Origin of the sequence: Candidatus Palauibacter sp. (assembly GCF_965237495.1) — a bacterium.
Classification (GTDB): Bacteria; Gemmatimonadota; Gemmatimonadetes; order Palauibacterales; family Palauibacteraceae; genus Palauibacter.
Genome location: NZ_OZ250143.1, coordinates 287884 through 310149, shown reverse-complemented (window position 1 = coordinate 310149; position 22266 = coordinate 287884). Strand labels below are relative to the sequence as shown.

23 protein-coding genes and 1 other RNA gene are annotated in these 22266 nt (G+C 71.5%); all 24 read right to left on the bottom strand.

Annotated features, from left to right (window positions below):
• Positions 1 to 2: 2 nt before the first annotated feature.
• The 24 genes from thiS to rnpB all read right to left on the bottom strand — a co-directional run bounded on the left by thiS (position 3) and on the right by rnpB (position 22152).
• A complete protein-coding gene (gene thiS, locus ACPXY0_RS01350) occupies positions 3 to 212 on the bottom strand; it encodes a sulfur carrier protein ThiS (RefSeq protein ID WP_423927741.1) in 210 nt (69 codons plus the stop codon).
• Positions 172 to 840 (bottom strand): thiamine phosphate synthase, encoded by a 669-nt coding sequence (locus ACPXY0_RS01345; protein WP_423927739.1) that lies wholly within the window; start codon positions 838 to 840, stop codon positions 172 to 174. The genes thiS and ACPXY0_RS01345 overlap by 41 nt, the downstream gene beginning before the upstream one ends.
• Positions 841 to 892: 52 nt before the next feature.
• Positions 893 to 1867, bottom strand: coding sequence for a methionyl-tRNA formyltransferase (gene fmt / locus ACPXY0_RS01340; protein ID WP_423927737.1), 975 nt, complete (start codon positions 1865 to 1867; stop codon positions 893 to 895).
• Complete coding sequence (def, locus tag ACPXY0_RS01335; protein WP_423927735.1) at positions 1864 to 2352, bottom strand: peptide deformylase; 489 nt, start codon at positions 2350 to 2352, stop codon at positions 1864 to 1866. The genes fmt and def overlap by 4 nt, the downstream gene beginning before the upstream one ends.
• Before the next feature lie 52 nt (positions 2353 to 2404).
• On the bottom strand, positions 2405 to 2707 hold the full coding sequence (gene yajC / locus ACPXY0_RS01330) for a preprotein translocase subunit YajC (RefSeq protein ID WP_423927733.1): 303 nt from the start codon (positions 2705 to 2707) through the stop codon (positions 2405 to 2407).
• Between the two features lie 40 nt (positions 2708 to 2747).
• Positions 2748 to 3926 carry a tRNA guanosine(34) transglycosylase Tgt gene (tgt, locus tag ACPXY0_RS01325; protein ID WP_423927731.1) on the bottom strand — a complete coding sequence of 393 codons (1179 nt, stop codon included), beginning with the start codon at positions 3924 to 3926 and terminating at the stop codon, positions 2748 to 2750.
• Positions 3923 to 5029, bottom strand: coding sequence for a tRNA preQ1(34) S-adenosylmethionine ribosyltransferase-isomerase QueA (gene queA / locus ACPXY0_RS01320; RefSeq protein ID WP_423927729.1), 1107 nt, complete (start codon positions 5027 to 5029; stop codon positions 3923 to 3925). Before queA ends, tgt begins: the two co-directional genes overlap by 4 nt.
• Complete coding sequence (gene ruvB / locus ACPXY0_RS01315) at positions 5019 to 6140, bottom strand: Holliday junction branch migration DNA helicase RuvB (RefSeq protein WP_423927727.1); 1122 nt, start codon at positions 6138 to 6140, stop codon at positions 5019 to 5021. The genes queA and ruvB overlap by 11 nt, the downstream gene beginning before the upstream one ends.
• The gene (gene ruvA, locus ACPXY0_RS01310; protein ID WP_423927725.1) at positions 6137 to 6727 is read right to left on the bottom strand and encodes a Holliday junction branch migration protein RuvA; all 591 of its coding nucleotides are present in this window, start codon (positions 6725 to 6727) and stop codon (positions 6137 to 6139) included. Before ruvA ends, ruvB begins: the two co-directional genes overlap by 4 nt.
• Positions 6724 to 7203, bottom strand: coding sequence for a crossover junction endodeoxyribonuclease RuvC (gene ruvC / locus ACPXY0_RS01305; protein WP_419942550.1), 480 nt, complete (start codon positions 7201 to 7203; stop codon positions 6724 to 6726). Before ruvC ends, ruvA begins: the two co-directional genes overlap by 4 nt.
• 14 nt (positions 7204 to 7217) lie before the next feature.
• Positions 7218 to 7949: a YebC/PmpR family DNA-binding transcriptional regulator gene (locus ACPXY0_RS01300; protein ID WP_423927723.1), complete on the bottom strand. Its 732-nt coding sequence runs from the start codon at positions 7947 to 7949 to the stop codon at positions 7218 to 7220.
• Positions 7950 to 7971: 22 nt separating this feature from the next.
• Positions 7972 to 10062 (bottom strand): elongation factor G, encoded by a 2091-nt coding sequence (gene fusA, locus ACPXY0_RS01295; RefSeq protein ID WP_423927721.1) that lies wholly within the window; start codon positions 10060 to 10062, stop codon positions 7972 to 7974.
• A 136-nt stretch (positions 10063 to 10198) separates the two neighbouring features.
• Positions 10199 to 11098 (bottom strand): rhomboid family intramembrane serine protease, encoded by a 900-nt coding sequence (locus ACPXY0_RS01290; RefSeq protein ID WP_423927719.1) that lies wholly within the window; start codon positions 11096 to 11098, stop codon positions 10199 to 10201.
• A gap of 22 nt (positions 11099 to 11120) precedes the next feature.
• Entirely contained in the window at positions 11121 to 12290 is a 1170-nt protein-coding gene (ddlA, locus tag ACPXY0_RS01285; protein WP_423927717.1) for a D-alanine--D-alanine ligase, read from the bottom strand.
• Positions 12291 to 12300: 10 nt separating this feature from the next.
• Positions 12301 to 12558 carry an energy transducer TonB gene (locus ACPXY0_RS01280; protein ID WP_423927715.1) on the bottom strand — a complete coding sequence of 86 codons (258 nt, stop codon included), beginning with the start codon at positions 12556 to 12558 and terminating at the stop codon, positions 12301 to 12303.
• Positions 12551 to 15223: a DNA mismatch repair protein MutS gene (mutS, locus tag ACPXY0_RS01275; RefSeq protein WP_423927713.1), complete on the bottom strand. Its 2673-nt coding sequence runs from the start codon at positions 15221 to 15223 to the stop codon at positions 12551 to 12553. The genes ACPXY0_RS01280 and mutS overlap by 8 nt, the downstream gene beginning before the upstream one ends.
• The gene (locus tag ACPXY0_RS01270; RefSeq protein ID WP_423927711.1) at positions 15220 to 16032 is read right to left on the bottom strand and encodes an SPOR domain-containing protein; all 813 of its coding nucleotides are present in this window, start codon (positions 16030 to 16032) and stop codon (positions 15220 to 15222) included. The genes mutS and ACPXY0_RS01270 overlap by 4 nt, the downstream gene beginning before the upstream one ends.
• Positions 16029 to 17039: a DNA polymerase III subunit delta gene (gene holA / locus ACPXY0_RS01265; protein ID WP_423927709.1), complete on the bottom strand. Its 1011-nt coding sequence runs from the start codon at positions 17037 to 17039 to the stop codon at positions 16029 to 16031. Before holA ends, ACPXY0_RS01270 begins: the two co-directional genes overlap by 4 nt.
• Before the next feature lie 37 nt (positions 17040 to 17076).
• The gene (locus ACPXY0_RS01260; RefSeq protein ID WP_423927707.1) at positions 17077 to 17649 is read right to left on the bottom strand and encodes a zf-HC2 domain-containing protein; all 573 of its coding nucleotides are present in this window, start codon (positions 17647 to 17649) and stop codon (positions 17077 to 17079) included.
• Between the two features lie 137 nt (positions 17650 to 17786).
• Complete coding sequence (locus ACPXY0_RS01255) at positions 17787 to 18428, bottom strand: sigma-70 family RNA polymerase sigma factor (RefSeq protein ID WP_423927705.1); 642 nt, start codon at positions 18426 to 18428, stop codon at positions 17787 to 17789.
• Positions 18429 to 18473: 45 nt separating this feature from the next.
• Complete coding sequence (locus ACPXY0_RS01250; RefSeq protein WP_423927703.1) at positions 18474 to 19055, bottom strand: NUDIX hydrolase; 582 nt, start codon at positions 19053 to 19055, stop codon at positions 18474 to 18476.
• Positions 19056 to 19105: 50 nt separating this feature from the next.
• On the bottom strand, positions 19106 to 20452 hold the full coding sequence (locus tag ACPXY0_RS01245) for a M16 family metallopeptidase (RefSeq protein ID WP_423927701.1): 1347 nt from the start codon (positions 20450 to 20452) through the stop codon (positions 19106 to 19108).
• A complete protein-coding gene (locus tag ACPXY0_RS01240; RefSeq protein WP_423927699.1) occupies positions 20449 to 21729 on the bottom strand; it encodes a M16 family metallopeptidase in 1281 nt (426 codons plus the stop codon). Before ACPXY0_RS01240 ends, ACPXY0_RS01245 begins: the two co-directional genes overlap by 4 nt.
• Before the next feature lie 42 nt (positions 21730 to 21771).
• Positions 21772 to 22152, bottom strand: an RNA gene (gene rnpB, locus ACPXY0_RS01235) — RNase P RNA component class A.
• Positions 22153 to 22266 lie beyond the last annotated feature (114 nt).

The following is a 22266-nucleotide window of genomic DNA, read 5'->3' as shown; positions in this document are numbered from 1 at the left end:
GTTCAGCCGCCTCCCACGAAGTGGACGAGCTCGACGCGATCGCCGGCCTCGAACCGGACGCTCTCGATCTCCGGCAGCCGGACGATCTGACGGTTCAGTTCGACGACGATCGCCCGCCCGTCCAGTCCGAGGTCGCGGAGCAACACCGCCACGGACGTTCCCGCGGGAACGTCACGCTCCCGTCCGTTCACCTGTATCCGTATCTCGTCCATCCCATCTCCGGTCCAGTCTTCTCCTCAGATCGAGCGCGGCCCGCGCCGGGTCGGGAGCCGACCACACCGCGCGGCCCGTCACGATCCCGTACGCGCCGGCCTCCACGACCTCGTCGATCCGCTCCGCCCGCAGTCCGCCGATGGCGAGGACCGGCGCGGCGGTCGGCGCGGCGCGGACGGCGGTGGCCACGGCCTCGGTCACCGCCGCGGGGCCGCTTCCCGCGCGCCCGGGGTGCGAGGGCGTGGCATGGATCGTGCCCAGCACAAGGTAGTCGGCGCCGTCCCGGACGGCTCGAAACGCGCCCTCCGCATCGTGTACGGATGCCCCGATCGCCAGCCTCCCCGCGCACGCCTCGACTATGCGGCGCGTCTCCTTCGCCCCGAGGGCGGTTCGTCCAAGCTGCACCGCCCGCGCGCCGGCCGCCAGCGCGACATCGGGCCGTCCGTTCACCACCAGCCAACCCCCCGTCCGCTCCGCGCTCGAGGCCAGTTCAGCGGCGATCTCGAACAGGCGACGGGTGGGGAGACGCGCCCTCAGATGTACCGCGATGGGGGCCCCGTGCTCCATCACGCGTTCGACCGCCGCGAGGCCGGAGGGGCCGTCCACCTCCCGCTCCGAGACGAGCACGTGCAGCCGCGGGAAGCCGTCGAGCCGGTGGCGGAAACCGTCAAGCCGCGCGTCAGTCGAAGCGGACCCCCTTCAGGTCGGCGACCCCCCGGGCGACCCCGCGGGCCCAGGCGGCGGCGGACATGCGCCGGCGGCCGGCCGGTTTGACGGCGCCGACGCGGAGGACCCCGTCTCCGGTGGCGACCCGCAGCCCCCGCACGGCGTGCGCTTCGATGACGGTGCCCGGCGCCGGGGCCCCGGCCGTCGTGGCGGCGGCGCCCGCTCCGGGGGCGTCGGGCTCGACGGTCGGTTCGAAGCACTGCAGCGACCGCCCGCGGAGGGTGGTCCAGGCCGCGGGCCGGGGGTCGCAGCCGCGCAGCCAGCGGGCCAGTTCGGGGGCGGCACGCGACCAGTCGATGCGCACCGCCTCCCGGTCGAGTTTCGGGGCCCACGTCGCGCGCGCTTCGTCCTGCGGCGTCTCGACGGCGCCCCCGGCCGCGACCTCGGCCAGCACCTCGACGAGCCGCGTCGCTCCCGCCCGGGCCACCGCCTCGTACAACTCCCCGGCGGTCATGGTGGCGTGGATCGGGATGCGGGTCTGCCCGAGCACCGGTCCGGCGTCGAGCGCGGCGACCATGCGCTGGATGCTGACCCCCGACTCGTCATGCCCGCGGATGATCGCCCAGTTGATCGGGGCGGCGCCGCGCAGGGCGGGCAGGAGCGACGCGTGGACGTTGAACGAACCGAGCGGCGGCAGATCGAGCGCCTCGCGCGGGAGGATGCGGCCGTACGCCGCCACGACGGAGACATCGGGGGTGAGCCGGCGAGCCGCGTCGAGGAACGCCGCGGCGCCCGGGCGGACGGGCTGCAGAACGGGCACTTCGGCCGCCAGCGCCCACTCCTTCACCGGACTGGCCCGCAACGCGCGTCCCCGTCCCGCCGGCCGGTCGGGATTCGTCACCACGCCCGCGATCTCGTGGCCCGCCGCCCGCATCGCCTCCAGCGAGGGGAGCCCGAACTCCGGCGTCCCCCAGAACAGGACCCTCAAGCCTGCTTGCGCCACTTCCCGAGCAGCATCTTCCGCTTGAGCGGACTCACGCGGTCGAGGAAGAGGATCCCGTCGAGGTGGTCCGTCTCGTGCTGAAGGCAGCGGCTGAGGAGGCCGTCGGCCCGGATCTCCACCTGTTCCCCGTCCAGCCCCAGCCCGCGCACGACGATCGACGCGCTGCGCTCGACGATCTCCGACAGCCCGGGGACGCTGAGGCAGCCCTCCTCCTCCTTCGACATCCCCCGTCCCTCGACGACCTCGGGGTTCACGAGGACGCCGGGGGCGATGTCGGAATCGCGCACGTCGTAGACGAAGATCCGGACCGGAACGCCCACCTGCGGCGCGGCGAGCCCGATGCCGTCGGCGTCGTACATCGTCTCCTGCATGTCCTCGGCGAGGCGGCGCATCCCCTCGTCGATGTCCGCCACGGGGGCGCACTTCTCCCGCAGTACGGGGTCGCCGAAGGTGCGGATTTCCAGGATCACAGCGGGGTCTTCCCGGTGCGGACCTTCATGTCGACTTCACGGGCCGGCTCGGTCAGCTCCCGGAGTCGACCCTGCCGATCTTCGCGCGCTCGACCTCGATCCGCGTGTCGCCGGTCTTGACCGTGACGCGCTCGTTCGTGAGGTGGACGATGGTCCCGACGATGCCGCCGATGGTCGTGACCACGTCTCCCCGCTTCAGGTTCCTGATCAGCTCCTGATGCTCGCGCTGCTGCTTCTTCTGCGGGCGGAAGAAGATGAAGTAGAAGATGGCGATGAACCCGAACATCATCATCATCGTCGCGGCCGGGTTCGCCGTCCCGCCTTCCCCGCCGCCCATGAAGCTGACAATCAGCATGCTCCGTCCTCGCCTTCTGTGTCCTCGGCTTCCCCTGACGTCACGGCGCCGCGGGTCCGCGCCGGTACGTGGCCAGCCAGGCATCGGCCCAGCGGCCGTAGTCGCCCCGCAGGATCGCCGCGCGGGCGAGTGAAGTCAATCGAATCAGGAACCGCACGTTGTGCAGCGACAGGAGCCGCAGGCCGAGGAGTTCGTTGCTGACGAAGAGGTGGCGCAGGTAGGCGCGGCTGTAGCCCGCGCAGCAGGCGCAGTCGCATGTCGCGTCGAGCGGAGCGGGATCGGCCGCGAAGCGCGCCCCTCTGATGTTGAGGCGACCTTCGGCCGTGAAAGCGGTGCCGTTGCGCCCGTTCCGGGTCGGCGCCACGCAGTCGAACATGTCCGCGCCGCGCCGCACCGCCTCGACGACATCGTCGGGATAGCCGACCCCCATGAGATACCGGGGGCGGTCGGAGGGCAGCGCGGGTTCGATGATGTCGAGCACGCGGTGCGTGGCGTCCTTCGCCTCGCCCACGGAGAGGCCGCCGATCCCGATCCCCGGCCACTCGCCCGCCGCCAGCGTGCGCTCGATCGACTCGAGGCGCAGATCCTCGAACGACGCGCCCTGTACGATCGGGAAGAGGAGTCCGCCGCCATCGGGATGCGCATCGAGATTGGCCTCGTGGCTGTCCCGGCAGCGCTCGAGCCAGGCGAGGGAGCGTTCGACCGCGGTCCGCACCGCCTCGCGCGACGCCTCGCCGGGGGGACATTCGTCGAACGCCATGCGGATGTCGGAGCCGATCACGGCCTGGATGTCCATCGACAGTTCCGGCGTCAGCCGGTGCAGGCTCCCGTCGAGGTGGCTGCGGAAGGTCACCCCTTCGTCGTCGATCTCGTTGATGCGCGCGAGCGAGAACACCTGGAAACCGCCCGAGTCCGTGAGGATGGGCCCGTCCCATCCCATGAAACGGTGGAGTCCGCCGAGTTCCTTGAGGACGCGGGTCCCGGGCCTCAGGTAGAGGTGATACGCGTTCCCGAGCAGGATCTCGACCCCTGCCGCGCGGAGTTCGCCGGGGGTGAGCGACTTCACGGTACCGAGCGTCCCCACGGGCATGAAGCACGGCGTATGGATCGTGCCGCGCGGGAGGTCGAGGACCCCCGCCCGGGCGCGCCCGCTCGTCCCGTCGAGGCGGAAGTGTCCGGCGTCCGTGACGCGACCGTCCGCCATGTGACCGTCCGTCATGTGATCAGCATCGCGTCGCCGTAGGAATAGAAGCGGTAGCGCTCCCGGATCGCGTGCGCGTAGGCCGCGAGTGCGAGTTCGCGCCCCGCGAACGCCGCCACGAGCATGAGGAGGCTGGAGCGCGGGAGGTGGAAGTTCGTCACGAGCGCGTCGACGGCGTGGAAATCGTATGGGGGGCGGATGAAGAGGTCGGTCCAGCCCCGGCCCGGTTCGAAGCGGCCGGCGGCGCCCACGGTCTCGAGCACGCGGCAGGAGGTCGTGCCGATCGCGAACACGCGGCCGCCCGCCGCGCGCGTCGCGTTGAGTTGGTCGGCCGCCTCGAGCGAGAAACTGTAGGCCTCGGGCGCGACGCGGTGTTCCTCGACGCGGGTCGCCGTCACGGGGCGGAAGGTCCCGAACCCGACGTGCAGGGTGAGGCGGACGAGGCGCGCGCCGCGGGCCTCGAGGGCGGCCAGGAGTTCGGGGGTGAAGTGGAGCCCGGCCGTGGGGGCCGCGACGCTCCCGGCCGGCGCCGCGTAGACGGTCTGGTACCGCTCGCGGTCCTCCGCGTCGTCGCGCGGCGCCCTGTCCCGAGCCGCCCCGTCCCGCACGATGTACGGTGGGAGGGGGACGCGGCCGTGGCGCTGGATGAGCGTCCAGGGGTCCTCGTCGCCGGCGAGCCGCACGAGGCGCGTGCCATCGGGGGCGGAGTCGAGGATCTCGACCGTGAACCCGCCCGCGATATCGACCGTGCGGCCGGGCTTGAGCTTGCGGCCGGGGCGGACCATGGCGCGCCACAGGCGGGTGCCGGCCCGGTCGAAGGGGTCCGTCGGTTCGAGCGAGGGGGCCTCGGGGCGGACGAGGAGGATCTCGGCGCGGGCGCCGGTCGGCTTGCGGCCGAGGAGCCGGGCCGGGAAGACGCGGCTGTCGTTGACGACGACCGCATCGCCGGGCGACAGCCGCTCGAGCAGCGCGGGGAAGGCGGCGTCCGTGAAGCGGCCCCGCGCGCGATCGACCACGAGGAGCCGGCTGGCATCCCGGCGCTCGGCCGGGCGGGCCGCGATCAGCTCGGCCGGCAGTTCGTAGTCGTACGCCTCGGTGCGGCCCGCCCGCTCAGCCTTCATCGCCGACGTCACCGCCGACGTCACCGCCGAACAGCGCGCCCTGCGCCCCGCCGGCTTCTCCGCGCGGGAGCGCGTAGCCGAAGCGCGCGTACGCCTTCCGGGTGGCCGTGCGGCCTCTCGACGTCCGCTGCATGTACCCGTTCTGGATCAGGTACGGCTCGTACACCTCCTCCAGCGTGCCCGCGTCCTCACCCACCGCGACGGCGAGCGAGGCGAGCCCCACCGGTCCCCCTTCGAACGTCTCGATGATCGCCTTGAGCACGCGCGCGTCCATCTCGTCGAGGCCGTATTCGTCCACGTTGAGCAGCTTGAGGCCGTCCACGGCCGTCGCGACGTCGATCGTCCCGTCGCCCCGCACCTCCGCGAAGTCGCGCACGCGGCGCAGGAGGCGGTTCGCGATGCGGGGCGTGCCGCGGGCGCGGCGCGCGATCTCGTCGGCCCCGTCGGCGGTGGTGGGGATGTCGAGGAGGCGCGCGGAGCGGACGACGATCCGCGCCAGTTCCTCCTTCGGGTAGAAGCCCAGCCGCTCGACGACGCCGAAGCGCGCCCGCATGGGGGCCGTGAGGAGTCCGAAGCGGGTCGTCGCCCCCACCAGCGTGAAGCGTTCGAGCTTCATCGTGAAGGTCTCGACGCGGGGCCCGTCCCCAAGCCGGATCTCGATCCGGTAATCCTCCATCGCGGGATAGAGGAACTCCTCGATCACCGGCCGCAGGCGGTGGATCTCGTCGATGAAGAGGAGGCCCCGCGGCTGGAGGTTCGTGAGCAGGCCGGCGAGGTCGCCCGGCTTCTCGAGCACGGGGCCGGAGGTGAGCTTGATGTCGACCCCGAGTTCGCGGGCGAGGAGGAGGGCGAGCGTCGTCTTCCCGAGGCCCGGCGGGCCGTAGAAGAGGGTGTGGTCGAGCGCCTCGCCGCGGCCCAGCGCCGCCTCCACGAACACGGAGAGGCTCTCCTTGACGCGCGCCTGGCCGATGAATTCGTCGAGGCGCCGCGGGCGCAGCGCGGCGTCGGGGCGCAGGTCGTCCTCGAGCACCTCCGGCGTGGTGATCTCGGTGCGCGGCCGGTCGTCCGGCGCGCCGGTGCCGGTCCCGCCGGGAGGCGCGGGCGCCGTCATACGTGCTGCAGCGCGCGGCGCACGAGTTCCTCGGCGCCGACCTTGCGGCCCTCGAGCGCCTCGAGCGCGTGGCGCACGGCGTTCTCGCTCTGCCCTCGCTGGTAGCCGAGGGCGCGCAGCGCCTGCGCGGCCGCCGCGGCCGGGCCGCCGGCCGGCGGCAGGTCGCCTCCGGGGTCGCCCAGGTCATCGAGCTTGTCCGCGAGGTCGATCGCGATCCGCTCCGCCGTCTTCCGGCCCACGCCGCTCACGGTCTGGAGGGTGCGGTGGTCCTTGGCGCGGATCGCCCGCACGATCCGGCCCGGCGGCAGCGCCCCGAGGATCGCGAGCGCGAGGCGCGGCCCCACGCCGCTCGGGGTGCGCAGCCGCTGGAAGAGTTCGCGGTCCCGGGCGGTCTCGAAGCCGTACAGTTCGAACGCGTCGTCGCGCACGACGAGCACGGTGTGCAGTTCGACCGCGGCCCCCTCGGGCGGCAGCCGGTCGACCAGCCCGAGCGGCACGTTGACCTCGTAGCCGACACCGTCGCCCGTCACAACCTCGACGGCGCCCGCGGCGCGCCCGACCAGCTCTCCGCGCAGGCGCCGGATCACGGGAGCCCCCCGCCGATCAGGTGACAGAGGGCGACCGCGCAGCCGTCCGCCGCGTCCGCCGGGCGCGGCGCCTCGCCGAGCCGCAGGTGGTGCTTGACCATGAAGCCGACCTGCTCCTTGCTGGCGGCGCCGGTCCCCACGACCCGCTTCTTCACCTGCCGCGGCGCGTACTCGTGGATCGGGAGGCCCCGCAACTGCGCCGCGAGGACGAGGACGCCGCGCGCGTGCCCCAGCACCATGGCCGTGCGGGCGTTGCGCCCGTGGAAGGCGCTCTCGATCGCCACGCACGTCGGCGCCAGCCGGTCGATGATCTCGAGCGTCCCGCAATGGATGTCCTCGAGCCGCGAGCCCAGATCCGTCCCGCGCGGCCGCACGACGCCGCACTCGATGAGGCGGTACGAGAGGCCCGGGACCGACCGGCCCCCCTCGATGCAGCCGTAGCCGGTCGCCCGCGTGCCGGGGTCGATCCCCAGCACCTTCAGGGGGCCGCTCAGTCCCCCGCCTCCAGATCGACGTTCGTGTTGACCCGCAGCACGTCGTCGTGATCGTCGAGCGCCGTCAGGATGTCGAGCACCCTCTCCGCCTCGCGTCCCTCGACTCTCACCGTGTTCTTCGCGACCATGGCGAGATCCGCCTCCGCGACCGGGATCCCGGCCGCGCGCATCGAGGCGAGCACCTGGTGGAAGTCGGCCGCCCCCGTCGTCACCACGTACATCCCGTCGTCCGCCTCGAAGTCCTCGGCCCCGGCCTCGAGCGCCGCCTCGAGCGCCGCCTCCTCTTCGCTGCGGTCGGCGGAGACGAGGATCTGACCCTTGCGCTCGAACATCCAGGCGACGGAGCCGCTCTGTCCCAGGTTCCCGCCCCGCTTGTCGAGCAGGTGCCGGAGTTCGGCCACCGTCCGCCGCGGGTTGTCGGTGAGACACTCCACATAGAGGGCCGCGCCGCCGGGCGCGTAGCCCTCGTGCGTGACCTCTTCGTACGAGGCCCCGGGGAGGTCGCCCGTCCCGCGCCTGATCGCGCGTTCGATGTTCTCGGTCGGCATGCGCTGGCCCTTGGCGTTGTCGATCGCGGTCCGGAGACGGGGGTTGAAGTCCGGGTCCCCTCCCCCCTCGCGCGCCGCCACGGCGATCTCGCGCCCGAGCTTGGAGAAGAGCTTCCCCTTCGCCTGGTCGGTCACCGCCTTCCGGCGCTTGATCTTCGACCACTTCGAATGGCCCGCCACGGGCTACCGCCTGCTCGTCTTCCTACTCGTCCTCGTCGTGCCGGGACTCCGCGATCACTCTCCCCTGAACATGCGGCGGAACCTGCTCGTACGCAGCCAGCTTGCGGGTGTGCGTCGCCTTCCCGTGCGTCAGCGAGCGCAGCGCGGCGGAGTACTTGTAGAGTTCGGCCTGCGGGACGTGGGCCTTCACGACCTGCCGCCGCCCCTTCGAGTCCATGCCGAGCACCCGGCCGCGCCGCTGGTTGAGGTCTCCCATCACCTCACCCATGTACTCCTCGGGCGTCTCGACCTCCACCTCCATGATCGGCTCGAGGATCACCGGGTTCGCCTCCCGCGCCACCTTCTGGAACGCGAGCGAGCCCGCGATCTGGAAGGCGATGTCGGAGCTGTCGACGGAGTGGTGCGAGCCGTCGTAACACTGGGCCTGGAAGTCCACCACGGGGTAGCCCGCGAGGACGCCCTTGCGGGACGCCTGCTCGACCCCCTTGCCCACGGCCGAAATGAACTTGGTCGGGATCACGCCGCCCTTGATCGAGTCCACGAACGCATATCCCCCTCCGCGCGGCAGCGGGCTGAGGCGGACATGGCAGTCGCCGAACTGGCCCCGCCCGCCGGACTGCTTCTTGTGGCGGCCCTGGCCCTCGGCGGTCCTCGTGATCGTCTCGCGGTAGGCGATCCGCGGCTCGTGGGTGTCCACGTTGACCCCGTACTTCCGGGTCATCTTCTCGAGCGAGATGTTGAGGTGGATCTCCCCGAGGCCGCGGATGATCGTCTGCCCGCGCTCGGGGTCGTAGCCCGCGGCGAAGGTCGGGTCCTCCTCGTGCAGCTTCGACAGCCCACTCCCGATCTTGTCCTCGTCGGCGCGCGTGCAGGCGGTCACCGCGAGGGAGAGGTCGGGGGCCGGCCAGCGGATCCCCTCGAGGGTCACGGGCGAGGCGCCATCGCACAGGGTGTCGCCGGTGTGCGTGTCCTTGAGCTTCGTCACGACGCCGATGTCGCCGGTGTTCAGGACCTCGACGTCGACGCGCCGGACGCCGTGCGGGATCGCGAGGTGCGCGAGGCGCTCGGTCGAGCCGCGGCCGGGGTTGAGGAGCATGATGCCGTTCGTGATGCGGCCGCTGAACACGCGGAAGTAGCTCAGGTCGCCGACGTGCGGCTCGGAGGTCGTCTTGAAGACGAGGACCGCCGCGGGCGCGCCGACTCCCGGCTCCAGCACGACCTCGCCGCTTCCGTTGGACGCGGTCTGGGGGACCGCGCGGTCGGGCGAGGGCAGGAGTTCCACGATGCGGTCGAGCAGGGCCGGCACCCCGGCGCTCGTCTGGCACGAACCGCAGAACACGGGGACGACATCACCGTCGCGGATCGCCTCCGCGAGGACCTCCACGACGCGGCCGGGGTCCAGTTCCTCCCCCTCGAAGTAGGCCTCGAGCAGATCATCGTCCGCCGACACGATCGCCTCGATGAGCGTCTCGCGGAGTTCCTCCACCTCAGACGCGACCGCGGCGGGGGGATCGACCTCGTCCGCGGCCCCCTTGTCGCCCCCCTTGAACATGTGCGCCTTCATCGTGAGGAGGTCGACGATGCCGGCGAAGTCGGCGCCCGCCCCGATCGGGACCTGAACCGGCATCGCGTTCGGCGTGAGTTCGGCCCGGATCTGGTCGACGGTGCTCCGGAAGTTCGCGTTGTCCCGATCCATCATCGAGACGAAGACGGCCCGCGGCAGCTTCGCGCGTTCGGCGGCGGCCCACGTCTTCTCCGTCCCCACCTCGACGCCCGAGATCGCGTCGACGACGCAGAGGCCGGCGTCCCCCACCCGGATCCCCGCCAGGACTTCGCCGAGGAAGTCGAGGTAGCCGGGCGTGTCGATGAGGTTGATCCGGGTCTCGTCCCAGACGGCGTGGGCCACGGCGAGGTTGATCGAGATCCCGTGGCCGGTCTCCTCGGGGGTGAAGTCGGTGAGCGCACTCCCCTTCTGCACGTCGCCCTTCCGGTTCGTATTTCCGGCGACGTAGCACATCGAATCCACGAGTGTCGTCTTGCCGGCGCCTCCGTGACCGAAGAGGACGACGTTGCGGATGTTGGGCGTTTCATATGCCGAGGCGGCAGACGCCATGTACACCTCCCGGGACGGAGACTGGATCGCGGGGCGCGGGCCGACGTCGAACGCGGCTCACGCGGGGCGGATATTGTAGAAACCGGCGGCGGAAAACTCCAGCCGCGCGGGGACGCGCCGGGCGTCGCCGGGGCGTTCAGTGTGTGCGGGACTTGGTCGGGGTGTCCTGCGTCTCCCTGTACTGCCGGCTCACCTCGTCGAGAAACGCCCGTTCACGGGGGGTCAGCGAGTCCATTCCGGTCGCGCGGATCTTGTCGAGGATGCGGTCGACCTCGTCCAGGGCGTCGCCGTTCCGCCGGCGGCGGCGGCGGGGGGTGGGGGGCGGCGCCTCGCCGGTGGAGGCCGCACGGCGCCTGCGCCGCAGCCGGGGCGCGGGCTTTTCCTTCTCCCTGTAGAGCGCCTTCCCCGCGAACCGGCGGAGACGCTCGCCGTAGCGCAGGTACACGAACCCGCTCACGAGGCCGCCGAGGTGCGCCCAGTGAGCCACGCCGTCGGCGGAGCCCTGCGCGGTCGAGAGGAGGGTGAACGCGCCCAGCCCCATCACGAACCACTTGGCCCGCACCGGGAAGACGAACCAGAGGAGGATCCTCGCGTCGGGCCAGTTGACGGCGAAGGCCAGCAGCAGACCGAAGACGGCGCCGGAGGCCCCGATCATCATCGTCGGCCCGAGGACGGAGTACAGGAGGACGGACGAGGCGGCGCCCCCGAGCCCCGTGATGAGGTAGTACTTGAGGAAGAAGCGGCTGCCCCATTTCTGCTCGAGGGGCGGCCCGAAGAAGAAGAGCGCGAGCATGTTCATGAACACGTGCATGAAGCTGCCGTGCAGGAACATGTAGGTGACGGCGGTCCACGGTCGCGTGAGGAAGCCGGGGACGCCGAAGCCGAGCCACTCGATCGCCGGGGGCCCGATGACGCGCAGGCTCATCAGGAGGTAGATCGCGAAGTTCGCGATCATGAGCCGCGGCACCCAGCGGCTCATCGGGAAGCCGTGGCCGAAGCGGACCCCGCCGCTACCGTACGCCTGCCGCCGCATCATGCGCTTGCGTCACTCCGTTCCGTCATTCCGTGTCGTCATTCCGTGTCGTCCGTCGCGAGGCGATCGCCCACGCGAGGCGGCGCTCCCGCTCCCCCCGCTCGATCGCGAGCCGGATGAGGCGGTCGATGAGTTCCGGGTACGAGACGCCGCTCGCCGCCCACAGCTTCGGATACATGCTGATCCGGGTGAAGCCGGGGATGGTGTTGATCTCGTTCACGATGAGTTCGCCCGCCGGCACCTCGCCGCAATCTTCGGTCGTGAGGAAGAGGTCGACGCGGGACATCCCCTCGCAGCACAGCGCGCGGAAGGCGCGGATCGCGAGATCCCGCGCGCGCGAGGTGGTGTCCGGATCGAGGTCCGCGGGGATCAGCAGGTCGGCGCCGGCCTCGTCCAAGTACTTCGCCTCGTAGGAGTAGAAATCGTGCCGCGGGACGATCTCCCCGGGGATCGAGGCCTCGGGAGTCCGGTTGCCCAGCACCGAGATTTCGATCTCTCGTCCGCGGATCGTGCGCTCGAGGAGGACCTTCGTGTCGAAGGAGAAGGCCTCGTCCAGAGCCCGTTCATAATTGCGCTCCGTGTCCACCCGGGAAACGCCCACGGAGGATCCCATGTTCGCCGGCTTCACGAAGACGGGGGTGCCGAGCGCTTCCACGACCTCGGTCCAGGCCGGGGCTTCCTCGCGATCGGAGACCGTGAGGAAGGGGGCGACCGGGATCCCGGCGTCGCGGAGGAGCCGCTTCGCGACATCCTTGTCCATGCAGACCGCCGAGCCGAGGACGCCGGGGCCCACGAAGGGGAGGTGGGCGAGGCGGAGCAGGCCCTGGACGGCGCCGTCCTCGCCCATGGGGCCGTGGAGGACGGGAAATACGACATCGAGCGGCGGGAGCGGATCGCCGGGCGCCAGCGGCACGATCTCCGGGTCCCGGCCGCAGGCGACGGCGAGGGGCGTCGCGCCGGCGGGGAGGCGGATGCGGCGGGGGTCCGACGCGTTCCGCAGGAAGCCGGACTCATCGGCCAGGCGCCAGCGTCCGCGGTGGTCGATGCCGATGAGCACGACATCGTAGCGATCGCGGTCGATCGCCTCGATGACGTTCTTCGCCGACTGCAGCGACACCTCGTGCTCCGGTGACTCGCCGCCGAAGAGGACGCCGACGCGCAGGCGCCGCGTGGTGGTCTCGGGGATTTCGGCCATCCTGGCCCTTTCAGCCGTCCGGGAGCGGCAGCGGGTAGAGGACGGGGAGCACGCCCCGGATGGCGATGGCGGTGTCGCCGTGCCGAGCGGGACGAAAGCGGAGCCGCCGGGCGCTCGCCAGCGCCGCGGAGTCGAGCACGGCGTCGCCGGCGGAGTTCATCACCTCCACGGAATCGACCCGCCCAGCCTGGAGATGTGGATGCGGAGGAGCGCTTCGCCCCCACACACCCCGCTCCCAGGCGTCGGGCGCCGGGCCGGGTCTACGCATCGCCGAACGCCTTCCATTCCGCGAGCGTATTCAGCGCCTCGAGCGGGGTCAGCCGGTCGAGGTCGAGCCGGGCCAGCCGCTCCAGCAGCTCGCGGGCGGCCTCGAGGTCGGTCGCACCCTCATCGCCGGGCGAGCCGGGCGCCGGCGGCGCCTGCCCCGCGGGGAACCCGACCGCCTCGAACAGGGAGAGCTGGCCCATCCCGCCTTCGGCGAGCGCGGCCCCTCGCCCGCCGGCGCCCCACGGCCCGCTCTCCAGCACGCGCAGGATGCGCGCGGCGCGCCCCACGACGTCGGCGGGGAGCCCGGCGAGGCGCGCCACGTGTACGCCGTAGGAGCGGTCCGAACCCCCGGGCTCGAGACGGTACAGGAAGACGATGTCGCGGCCCCTCTCCAGCACCGAGACGTTGAAGGCCGCCGCGCGCGGGAGCGATTCGGCGAGGCCCACGAGTTCGTGGTAGTGCGTCGCGAACACGGTGCGGGCGCCGATTTCGTGCAGCCGTTCCGTCACGGCCCACGCGATCGACACGCCGTCGTACGTCGACGTGCCGCGCCCGATCTCGTCCAGGAGGACCAGCGATCGCTCGCTGGCCCCGTGCAGGATGGTCGCGGTCTCGGTCATCTCCACCATGAACGTGCTCAGACCCGCCGCGAGGTTGTCGCTCGCGCCCACGCGCGTGAATACGCGATCACATACCCCGATGCGGGCCCGGCGAGCCGGCACGAAGGAGCCGATGTGCGCCATGAGCGCGATGAGTCCTGCCTGGCGAAGCACGGTCGACTTCCCGGCCATGTTGGGGCCGGTGACGATCATCGTCCGGCGCTCGTCGTCGAGGCGCATGTCGTTCGGGATGAAGGTGTCCCGCGCCACCGTCGTCTCGACGACCGGGTGCCGCCCATCCTCGACATCGAACACGACTTCGTCCGTGAGCGCGGGGCGCACGTAGTCCTCGGCCTCGGCCACATCGGCCAGGCACGCGAGCACGTCGATCTCGGCGACCCGGGCCGCGGCGGTCTGCACCCGTCCCACCTCGGCGCCGACCTCGTCCCGCACCGACTGGAAGAGGCGCGCCTCCAGCCGCTGGATCTCGTCGTCCGCGCCGAGGACCCTCCCCTCCCATTCCTTGAGTTCGGGCGTCAGGTAGCGCTCGGCGTTGGTGAGTGTCTGGCGGCGGGTCCATTCCTCGGGAACGCGGTCGAGTTTCGACTTCGTGACCTCGAGGTAGTACCCGAAGACCTTGTTGAACCCGATCCTGAGCGTGTCGATGCCGGTGCGGTCGCGCTCGCGAAGCTGCATGCCGGCGATGAAGTCGACCGCGTTTCCACGCACGCCGCGCAGTTCGTCGAGTTCGGGCGAGAAGCCGCGGCGGATGACGCCCCCGTCCTTGAGCGCGTGGGGCGTGTCGGGGTCGATGGCCTCGCGGACCCGCCCCGCCACGTCGGCGAGCGGGTCGAACGCCGAGCGCGGATCGGCGAGCCGCCCGGCATCGAGGCCGTCGAGGGCCGCCGCCAGCCCGGGCAGCGCGTCGAGCGAGAGGCCGAGGCCGAGGAGCTCGCGGGGCCCCGCGCGGCCGGTCGCGATGCGCGCCGCCAGGCGCTCCAGGTCGCGGATGGGGCGGAGTGCGCCCCGGACCCGCCGGCGGACCTCCGGCCGTTCGACGAACTCCTGCACCGCATCGAGGCGGACCCGAATCTCGTCGGCGACGACGAGGGGACGCAGGAGCCGGCGGCGCAGAAGCCGCGCGCCCATCGGCGTGCGCGTGCGGTCGAGCCGCTCGAGGAGCGACGCCCCCTCGCCGGGGCGGAGCGGCTCGACGAGTTCGAGGTTCCGGCGCGTCATCTCGTCCAGAAACATGACCCGCCCGGCCCGGTCGACGCGCGGGGGGCGCAGGTGGTCCAGTCCGGACGGCCGCACTTCCTCGAGGTAGCCGAGCAGCGCCCCGCTCGCCGCGAGTAGGAGCGCGTCGCGCGCCGCGTCGAGGCCGAACCCGACGGAGGACGCCACGCCGAACCACGCGGTGAGACGTTCCTCGCCCTGCTCGGCGTCGAAGCGCCACTCCGGCCGCGTCGTCAGGTGCCAGGCGCCGGGCGGGTGCGCGCTCTCCTCGGGGACGACGATCTCGGCCGGCTCGAGGCGGCCCAGTTCGTCCCGGAGGTCGGCCTCGCCGGCGACCGCGCGCAGCTCGAACTCCCCGGTCGAGAGGTCGACGATCGCGAGTCCGAACGGGGCCCGGCCGGCGATCGCGACGACGTAGTTGTTACGCTTCGCCGTGAGCAGCCGGTCCTCGAGGACGGTGCCGGGAGTGATGATCTCGACGACATCGCGCCGGACGAGGCCCCGCGCCTCGGCGGGGTCCTCGAGCTGCTCGCAGATGGCCACGCGGCGGCCCGCCTCGAGGAGACGCGAGACGTACTCGTCCACGGCCTTGACCGGCACGCCGGCGAGGGGGATGTCCCGCTTGCCGCCGTTGTTGCGCGAGGTGAGGGTCAGCCCGAGGAGACCGCTCCCCTCCTCCGCGTCCTCGAAGAACATCTCGTAGAAGTCCCCGACCCGGAAGAAGAGGAGGGAGTCCGGGTGGCGGGACTTGATCTCGAGATACTGCCGGATCAGCGGCGTGGACCCGGCGGTGTCGGCCGGGGTGCGAGCCGGCGTGCGGGCCGGGGTCATGGTTCCGCGGCGCTGACGGCGACCGAGAAGCCGGCCAGGCGCAGGCTCCGCTCCAGACCGCGGGCCGCCTCGGGCGTCGCGAAACGGCCCACCCGGACGCGGTGGAGCCCGCCCTCCTCGACGACGTGCGCCGGGAAGCCGTCCGCCTCCAGCTGCGACCGCATCTCGGCCGCCGCTTCCGGGGTCGAGAAGGCCGCCACCTGGACCGTGAAGCGGGCCGCGCCGGGGGCGCATCCGGCCGCCGCCGCGGCCGCGAGGCGGGCGGAGGCCGCGTCCCCGCCGTCCTGCGCCGCCCGGATCGCCCTGGTCCAGCCCTCACAGGCGCGATCGAGCAGGCCGCGGTCCTCGAACGTCCGCCCCGTCCAGTACCACGACGCCGTCGCCGCGGCGCTCCGCGGGTAGTCGGCGCGCAGCCGCTCAAAGGCCGCGGCGGCGCGGGCCGGATCGCCCGCCGCCAGCTCCAGCTGCCCCAGCCGGAGCCAGACCCGGGCGCCATGGGACGAGCCCCCGTCCAGGGCGAGGGCGAGCAGTTCGGCGCGGGCGGAGTCCGCGTCGCTCATGAGCCGCACCCTCGAATATCTGGCGCGTCCGACGGCTTCGCGGGACGGGTCCGGCGTCGTGGACAGCCAGCGTTCGATCGCCCCCGCGACGCCCTCCGTCGCGCCCGACTCGATCCGTGCCTCGAGACGGGCCAGCGCCTCGATCTCGGCGGACTGGGCGGCGGACTGGGCGGCGGACTGGGCGGCCAGCCCCCAGCCGGGGCACGCGGCGAGGAGCGCGAGCGGCCACACCCGCCGCACGCGGCTCACGCGGACACGCTTCGCATCTGCCCGAGCGAGAGCAGGAGGTCGGCGAGGACCGGCGGGTCGCCGCGGCCCGACTTCAGCTGCCGGTCGGCGCGGTGCAGCGCCCGGAGCGCTCGATCGAGTTCGTCTACGGTCCATCCCCTCGCCTGTCTCGCGTAGGTGCCCGCCTTCCAGGAAAGGTAGCCGCGCCCGGTCTCCGAGAGGACGGCCCGCAGGCCCGCGGTCCCCGTGTCGAGGGCCAGACCGAGGAGCAGGTGGTGTTCGACCAGTCCGGCGACGAGTCCGACACCCCGCTCGGATGTGAGCACGTCCTCCAGCTCGCGCAAGGCGCGGCCGTAGTTGCGCGAAGCCACGAGGTCGAGCCAGCTCCAGCGATCGATCCGATGAGTTCGGGGGATGAGCGCGGAGATCTCGGCCTCCGTGCGCCGGTCGGCGGGCAGCTGCGAGAGCTTCTCGAGTTCGGCGTCGAGCGTCGAGAGGTCCGACCCCACCGCCCCGGCGATGAGCTGGGCCGCGGCCGGAGACAGATCGAACCGCCAGCGGGCGCGCGCGCGGTCGCGGATCCAGCCCGGGATCTCGGCGGCCCGGGGCGTGCTCCACTCCAGCGTGCGGCAGCTCTTCTTCAGATCGCGGTAGAACGCCGCGCGCGAGCCCTTCGGGATCGTCGCCGTGACGATGAGCGCGATATCGGGGGGGAGCTTCGCCGCGGCCCGCTTCAGGACGTCCCGCGCCCTGGTCGGCAGACGCTCCACGTCGCGCAACCAGACGACCCGGCGTTCCGCCATCATCGGTGGCATGGCGAGGGTCGACGCGAGCTGTTCGCCGGTCACGTCCTCGCCGTGGAACTGGTCGTAGTTGAAGTCGCGCGTGGCGGGGTCGAGGGCGGCGTCAACGAGCTGCCGGGCGGCTTCGTCACGCAGGCGAATCGCGTCGCCGTGCAGGAACCAGCCACCGGCCGGGCCCTCGCGGTCGAGGACGCGAGCGAGTCGCGGATCCTGTCGCGCACTCACGGGGCGTGAGCGTCGGCGGAGGAGAAAGGAGTCGGCGTCAGCGAGACTCGTCGAGTTGGCCGGAACGCCGTTCGACCGGCAGGGGCGTCGAATCGCCCGCCACGATCGTCATGTCGTACGAGGAACTGAACAGGCCGCCCGCATCATCGAGGGCGGGAGCGAAGGGGACCAGGAAGCGGTCCGGAATGTAGGGGCCATCGCCGAACAGACTCCGCTGGCTCTCGGCGACCGCGGGAGCGGGAGGCTCCACGGTTACGGGAGGCAGTCCCAAATCGATCCGCACGGGCTGCGTCCGGTTCGACACCGCCAGCGAGAAGAGGGCGGCCGACGCCACGACGATCGCCGCCGCCCGGCCGACGTGCGCCCGGAAGGGGAGCTTCCTGGCATCGTCGACATGGAAGAGGCGATGCTGCAGCCGCGGCCGGAAGTCCGGCGAAGTCTCCACGGGCGGCAACGCACGCCACATGGCGAGTCCGCGCTCGAGCACGCTGTCGTAGCCTCGACACGAAGCGCAATCGTCCATGTGCGCGTCGAACCGCGCGATCTCCCCGGTCGGCAACACCCCGTCCCGGTACTCGGTGTGCCCCTCGATAAACTCTTTGCAAACCATCGCAAAACCACCGTTCAAAACGTCCACAGCCGGAGTACTGCTCCGGTCCACGCTCGAAGGTTCCCGTCCGCCCGGCCTACCGGGCGAGCCGGTCCTCTTCGATTCCGTCGCGTATTCGATTCCGTCGATGTATTCGGTCAGTCGAGCATCGGGGCGACGATCGCGGCGAACTTGTTGCGCGCCCGGTTGAGGCGCGACTTGACCGTTCCCAGCGTAACCCCGGTGATCTCTGAAATCTCCTCGTAGGTCTTCCCCTCGAGTTCCCGCAGCACGAACACGACCCGGTGATGCTCGGGCAGTTCCGTGACCGCGCTCTCAACCTGCTCGCGGACGCGCCGCTTCCGGAACAGATCGTCCGGCCGATAGGCGTTGTCCTCGAATTCGAGCGGCCGGTGGTCGGCTTCCCAGTTCCTCTTTATCGAATGGAAGAGGACGAGCGGGTTGCGCGCCCGGTTTCGCAGTTCGTTCTTCGCCAGATTGCTGGCGATCGTATAGATCCAGGTCGAGAATTTTCTCGTCGGGTCGAACCGGTGCAGGTGCCGGTAGACGCGCACGAAGGTCTCCTGGACGAGATCCTCCGCGCGGTCGCGGTCACCGATCGTCCGGCAGATGAAGTTCAGCAGGCGGTCCTGATAGCGGTCAGCGATCTCGGTGAACGCGAAGCGCTCGCCGTTGAGGTAATGCGTCACGAGTTCCGTATCCTCGAGGGCTCGGAGTTCGTTGCGCGCGAGGGGCTCCGTGGCGGAGCCCACCCCGTAACGCCGTCTCGACTCAAGCATCCGCTCCGTGTCCATGCCGCTTCCTTTTCAGGCGGGTTTCGTGGGTTAAACCCCGAAGCCGCCATTTCGATCCGCCCAGCGGTGCACGAGGGTCAGCGTGCAGATCGTCTTCGCGTCGGTGATCTCCCCCGCGTCCACCATTTCGATGGTACGGCGGAGGGGTAGCCGATGCACGTCCATGAATTCGCTCGCCTCGTGGGAGGTGCGGCCGGCCTCCAACTCCCACGCCACGAAGAGGTGGATCACCTCGTCGGTGAAGCCGGGCGTCGTGCGCACCGAGGCCAGCCGTTCGATGCGTCGGGCGCGCAGTCCCGCCTCCTCCTCCAGTTCGCGGAGCGCGCACGCTTCGGGCGGTTCTCCGGGCTCCAGCTTCCCCGCCGGCACCTCCCAGATGAACCCTTCCGCCGCGTACCGATACTGACGCACGAGGGTGACCATGGGCTCGCCGCTTCCGCCGGGCGCGCTCCCTTCCCCGACGCCGTCGAGGGCCGCGACGGCGGCGGCCCCGGGGTGTCGGACCACCTCGAGCTTCCCGACGGACCCGTCCGGGAAGCGTACCCGATCCACGTCGACGTGGATGGTGCGGCCGGTATAGACCCGTTCTCCGTCTACGCGAGCGTCGGACATCCCTCCTCCGATCGGGTGGGCATCAGCGGCATCAGCGGGATCCGCGCGGGTCAGGCGATGGAACGCGCGTCGACGGCGCCGAAGCCGTCGAGCGAGGATCCCACCGTCTCCGCGTCGCCGACGGCGAGCAGCGTGAGGTGCTCGCGCGCGAGGTACTTCCGGCACACCGCCTGTACCTGATCCGGCGTGACGGCCTCGATGCGGCCGCGGTACGTCTCCCAGTAGTCGTCCGGGAGGCCGAAGATGCGCTGGCGGCTCACCTTCCCGCAGATCTGCGCCGCCGTCTCGAACTGGAGCGGCAGCGAGAGGGTGAGGGCGTTGCGGGCCAGGCTCAACTCGTCCGCGGTCACGAGTCCCGTACGCATCCCTTCGATCTCTCGCATCATCTCCTCGAAGGCGGGGCCGGTCTTCGCGGTCTCGACGGCGGTGCGGGCCACGAACGGGCCGGGACCCCTGCGGAAGCGGAAGCCGGAGCGCGCGCCGTAGGTCCACCCCTTTTCCTCACGGAGGTTGAGGTTGATGCGGGAGTTGAACAGGCCGCCCAGGATCGCGTTGGCCACGATGATCGCATGATGGTCCTCGGTACCGTAGGGCACGCCTACGGTCGCCACCCGGAGTTCGCTCTGAGGGCTTCCGGGACGGTCGATGAGGACCACGCCGCCCTCCCGGGCCGGGGGCGCGGACGGCGGCGACACGCGGCCGGAGCGTCCGCTCCAGGCGCCGAAGCGCGCCTCGACCGCGGGGGCGAGCCGCTCGGGATCGACATCGCCACACACGATGAGCAGGGCCCCGTCGGGACGATACCGGGCCTCGTGGAACGTCCGGACGGCGTCGCGACCGATCTCCGATACGGTATCCGCGGTGCCCCCGACCGGCCGGCCGTACAGCCCGTCGCCGTACAGTTCGGCGATCGTGGCGAGGTTGGCGACGGTCGCCGGGTCGTCGCGCTGGCGGTCGATCTGGTCCAGGCGCTCGCTCCGGAGGCGCTCGACCTCGCGTCCCGGGAAGTCGGACTCGAGGACCGTGGCGGCGAGGAAGTCGAGCGCCTCCTCGAGCACGTCGCCGAGGAAATGCATGGAGACCGTGCTGACGGAATAGCCGGCCGCGGCGCGGAAGCGGGCCCCGAGGCGGTCGAGCCAACGGGCGACATCCATCGCGTCACGGCCCGGCATGCCCCCCGTGAGGAGCCGAGCCGTGAGCTCCGCCAGACCGGCGTGCGAGGCCGGCTCGACGCCCGCGCCGCACTCGAGGACGAGGCGCAGCGACACCTCCTGGACGCCGCGGCGCGCGGCGTACTCGAACCGGAGGCCGTTGGGGAGGGTGCGGCGCTCGAAGCCGGGGAGCGCGAGGGGGCGCGGCGCGGCCGCGGGCGGCCGTACGGTCCGGTCCGGGGTCACGCTTCCGCCGCCTCGGGCACGACGTGAAGGACCGTGAGGCGGTCCGGGTCGAGCACGGTGCGCGCGACCCGCTCCACGTCCGGACGCGCGATCGTTCCGTACCGGGTGAACGCGTCGTTCACGTAGTTCGGGTCGCCGCGCAGCACGGCCGCGTGCGCGATCGCGTCCGCCCGCTCCCCGAACCCGGCCAGCCCGCCGACGAGCGCGTGCCGGGCGCGGTTCAGCGTCCCCTCCAGCTCCCCGGCCCCCACACCACCGTCCCGCATCTCCTCGAGGACGTCCCGCACCGCGGTCTCCAGCTCGGCGGCCGATACGCCGGGCCGCGCGGTCGCCACCACGAAGCACATCCCCACGTCCTCGGTGGGCCAGGTGGAGGCGGACACCTCAGCCGCGACCTGCTTCTCGTACACGAGGGTCTGCTCGAGCCGCGAACTGTTCCCGTCGGACAGCAGGCAGGTGAGGGCATCCACCGTCTCGAAGTCGGGGTCGGCGAAACGCGGCGAGTGGAACATGAGATAGACGCGGGGCATCTGGACCCGGTCGCCGAGCACCGCGCGTCTCTCCCCTCCCCCGGGTGGGGGCGGGACGACGGGCCGCGGAGCGACGGGCCTGGCGGGAATCTCTCCGAACCAGGCCTCGACGCGATCCAGCGCCTCAGCGGGTTCGAAGTCGCCGACGAGCACGAGCGTCGCGTTGTTCGGCCCGTAGTGAAGGTCGAAGAACTCGTGTACGTCCTCCAGCTTCGCGGCGTCGAGGTCGGGCATGTGACCGATCGTCGGGTGGCGGTAGGGGTGTCCCTCGTCGTAGGCGTGGGCGAGTACCGTTTCCAGCGCGAGGCCGTAGGGCCGGTTCTCGTACGACTGCCGCCGCTCGTTCTTCACCACGTCGCGCTGATTGTCGAGCTTCTCCTGCGTGATGCCCGCCTTGAAGAACCCCATCCGGTCCGACTCCAGCCACAACCCCAGATCGAGTTCGTTCGCGGGCAGCGTCTCGAAGTAGTTCGTGCGGTCGAACCACGTCGTCCCGTTGAGGGTCCCGCCGGCGTCCTGGACGAGCTTGAAGTGCGCCTCGCGCGGCACGTTCTCCGACCCCTGGAAGAGGAGGTGCTCGAAGAGGTGCGCGAAGCCGGTCCGGCCGGCCCGCTCGTTCTTGGAACCGACGTGATACATGAGGTGGACGGCGACGAGTGGCGCCGAGGAGTCCGGCTGCATGACCACCCTCAGCCCGTTGTCCAGCGTGTGTTCGCGAAGCTCGAAGCTCACCGTGGCTGGAGCCACCGGGTGCCGCCTTCCTGTCTGCCGTGTTCTCGAGAGAGAGAGAGAGGCGGAGGGAGATAAGCCGGGTTCTGTCACCGGCGGACCGAGGCCCGCGGCGAGGTCATCTATCTGGGACCTGCGGTTTCCCGAGGCCTCGTGCGGCCTACCCGGAACTCGAGCGCGACGGGCCGCCGCTCGTTCCTGCTTGGCCTTGCTCCCGGCGGGGTTTGCCGTGCCGTCCCTGTCACCAGGAGACGCGGTGGGCTCTTACCCCACCCTTTCACCCTTGCCTGTGCGGCCGAAGCCGCCATCGGCGGTCTGCTCTCTGCGGCACTTTCCATCGCCTCGCGACGCCCGGGCGTTACCCGGCGCCGTGCCCTGTGGAGCCCGGACTTTCCTCGAACGGCGTGACGTGCATCCGTCCGCGACCTCTTCTCCCTCCGCCGGGCGGCAATCTAGCGCCTGCTCCGGGCCGGCGCTCGCCCCGGCGGACGAGCGCGAGCCGCTGCCGAGTTGGCCTCGATCCAACCAATTGTCTATTCTTGGGGTCAATAGGAT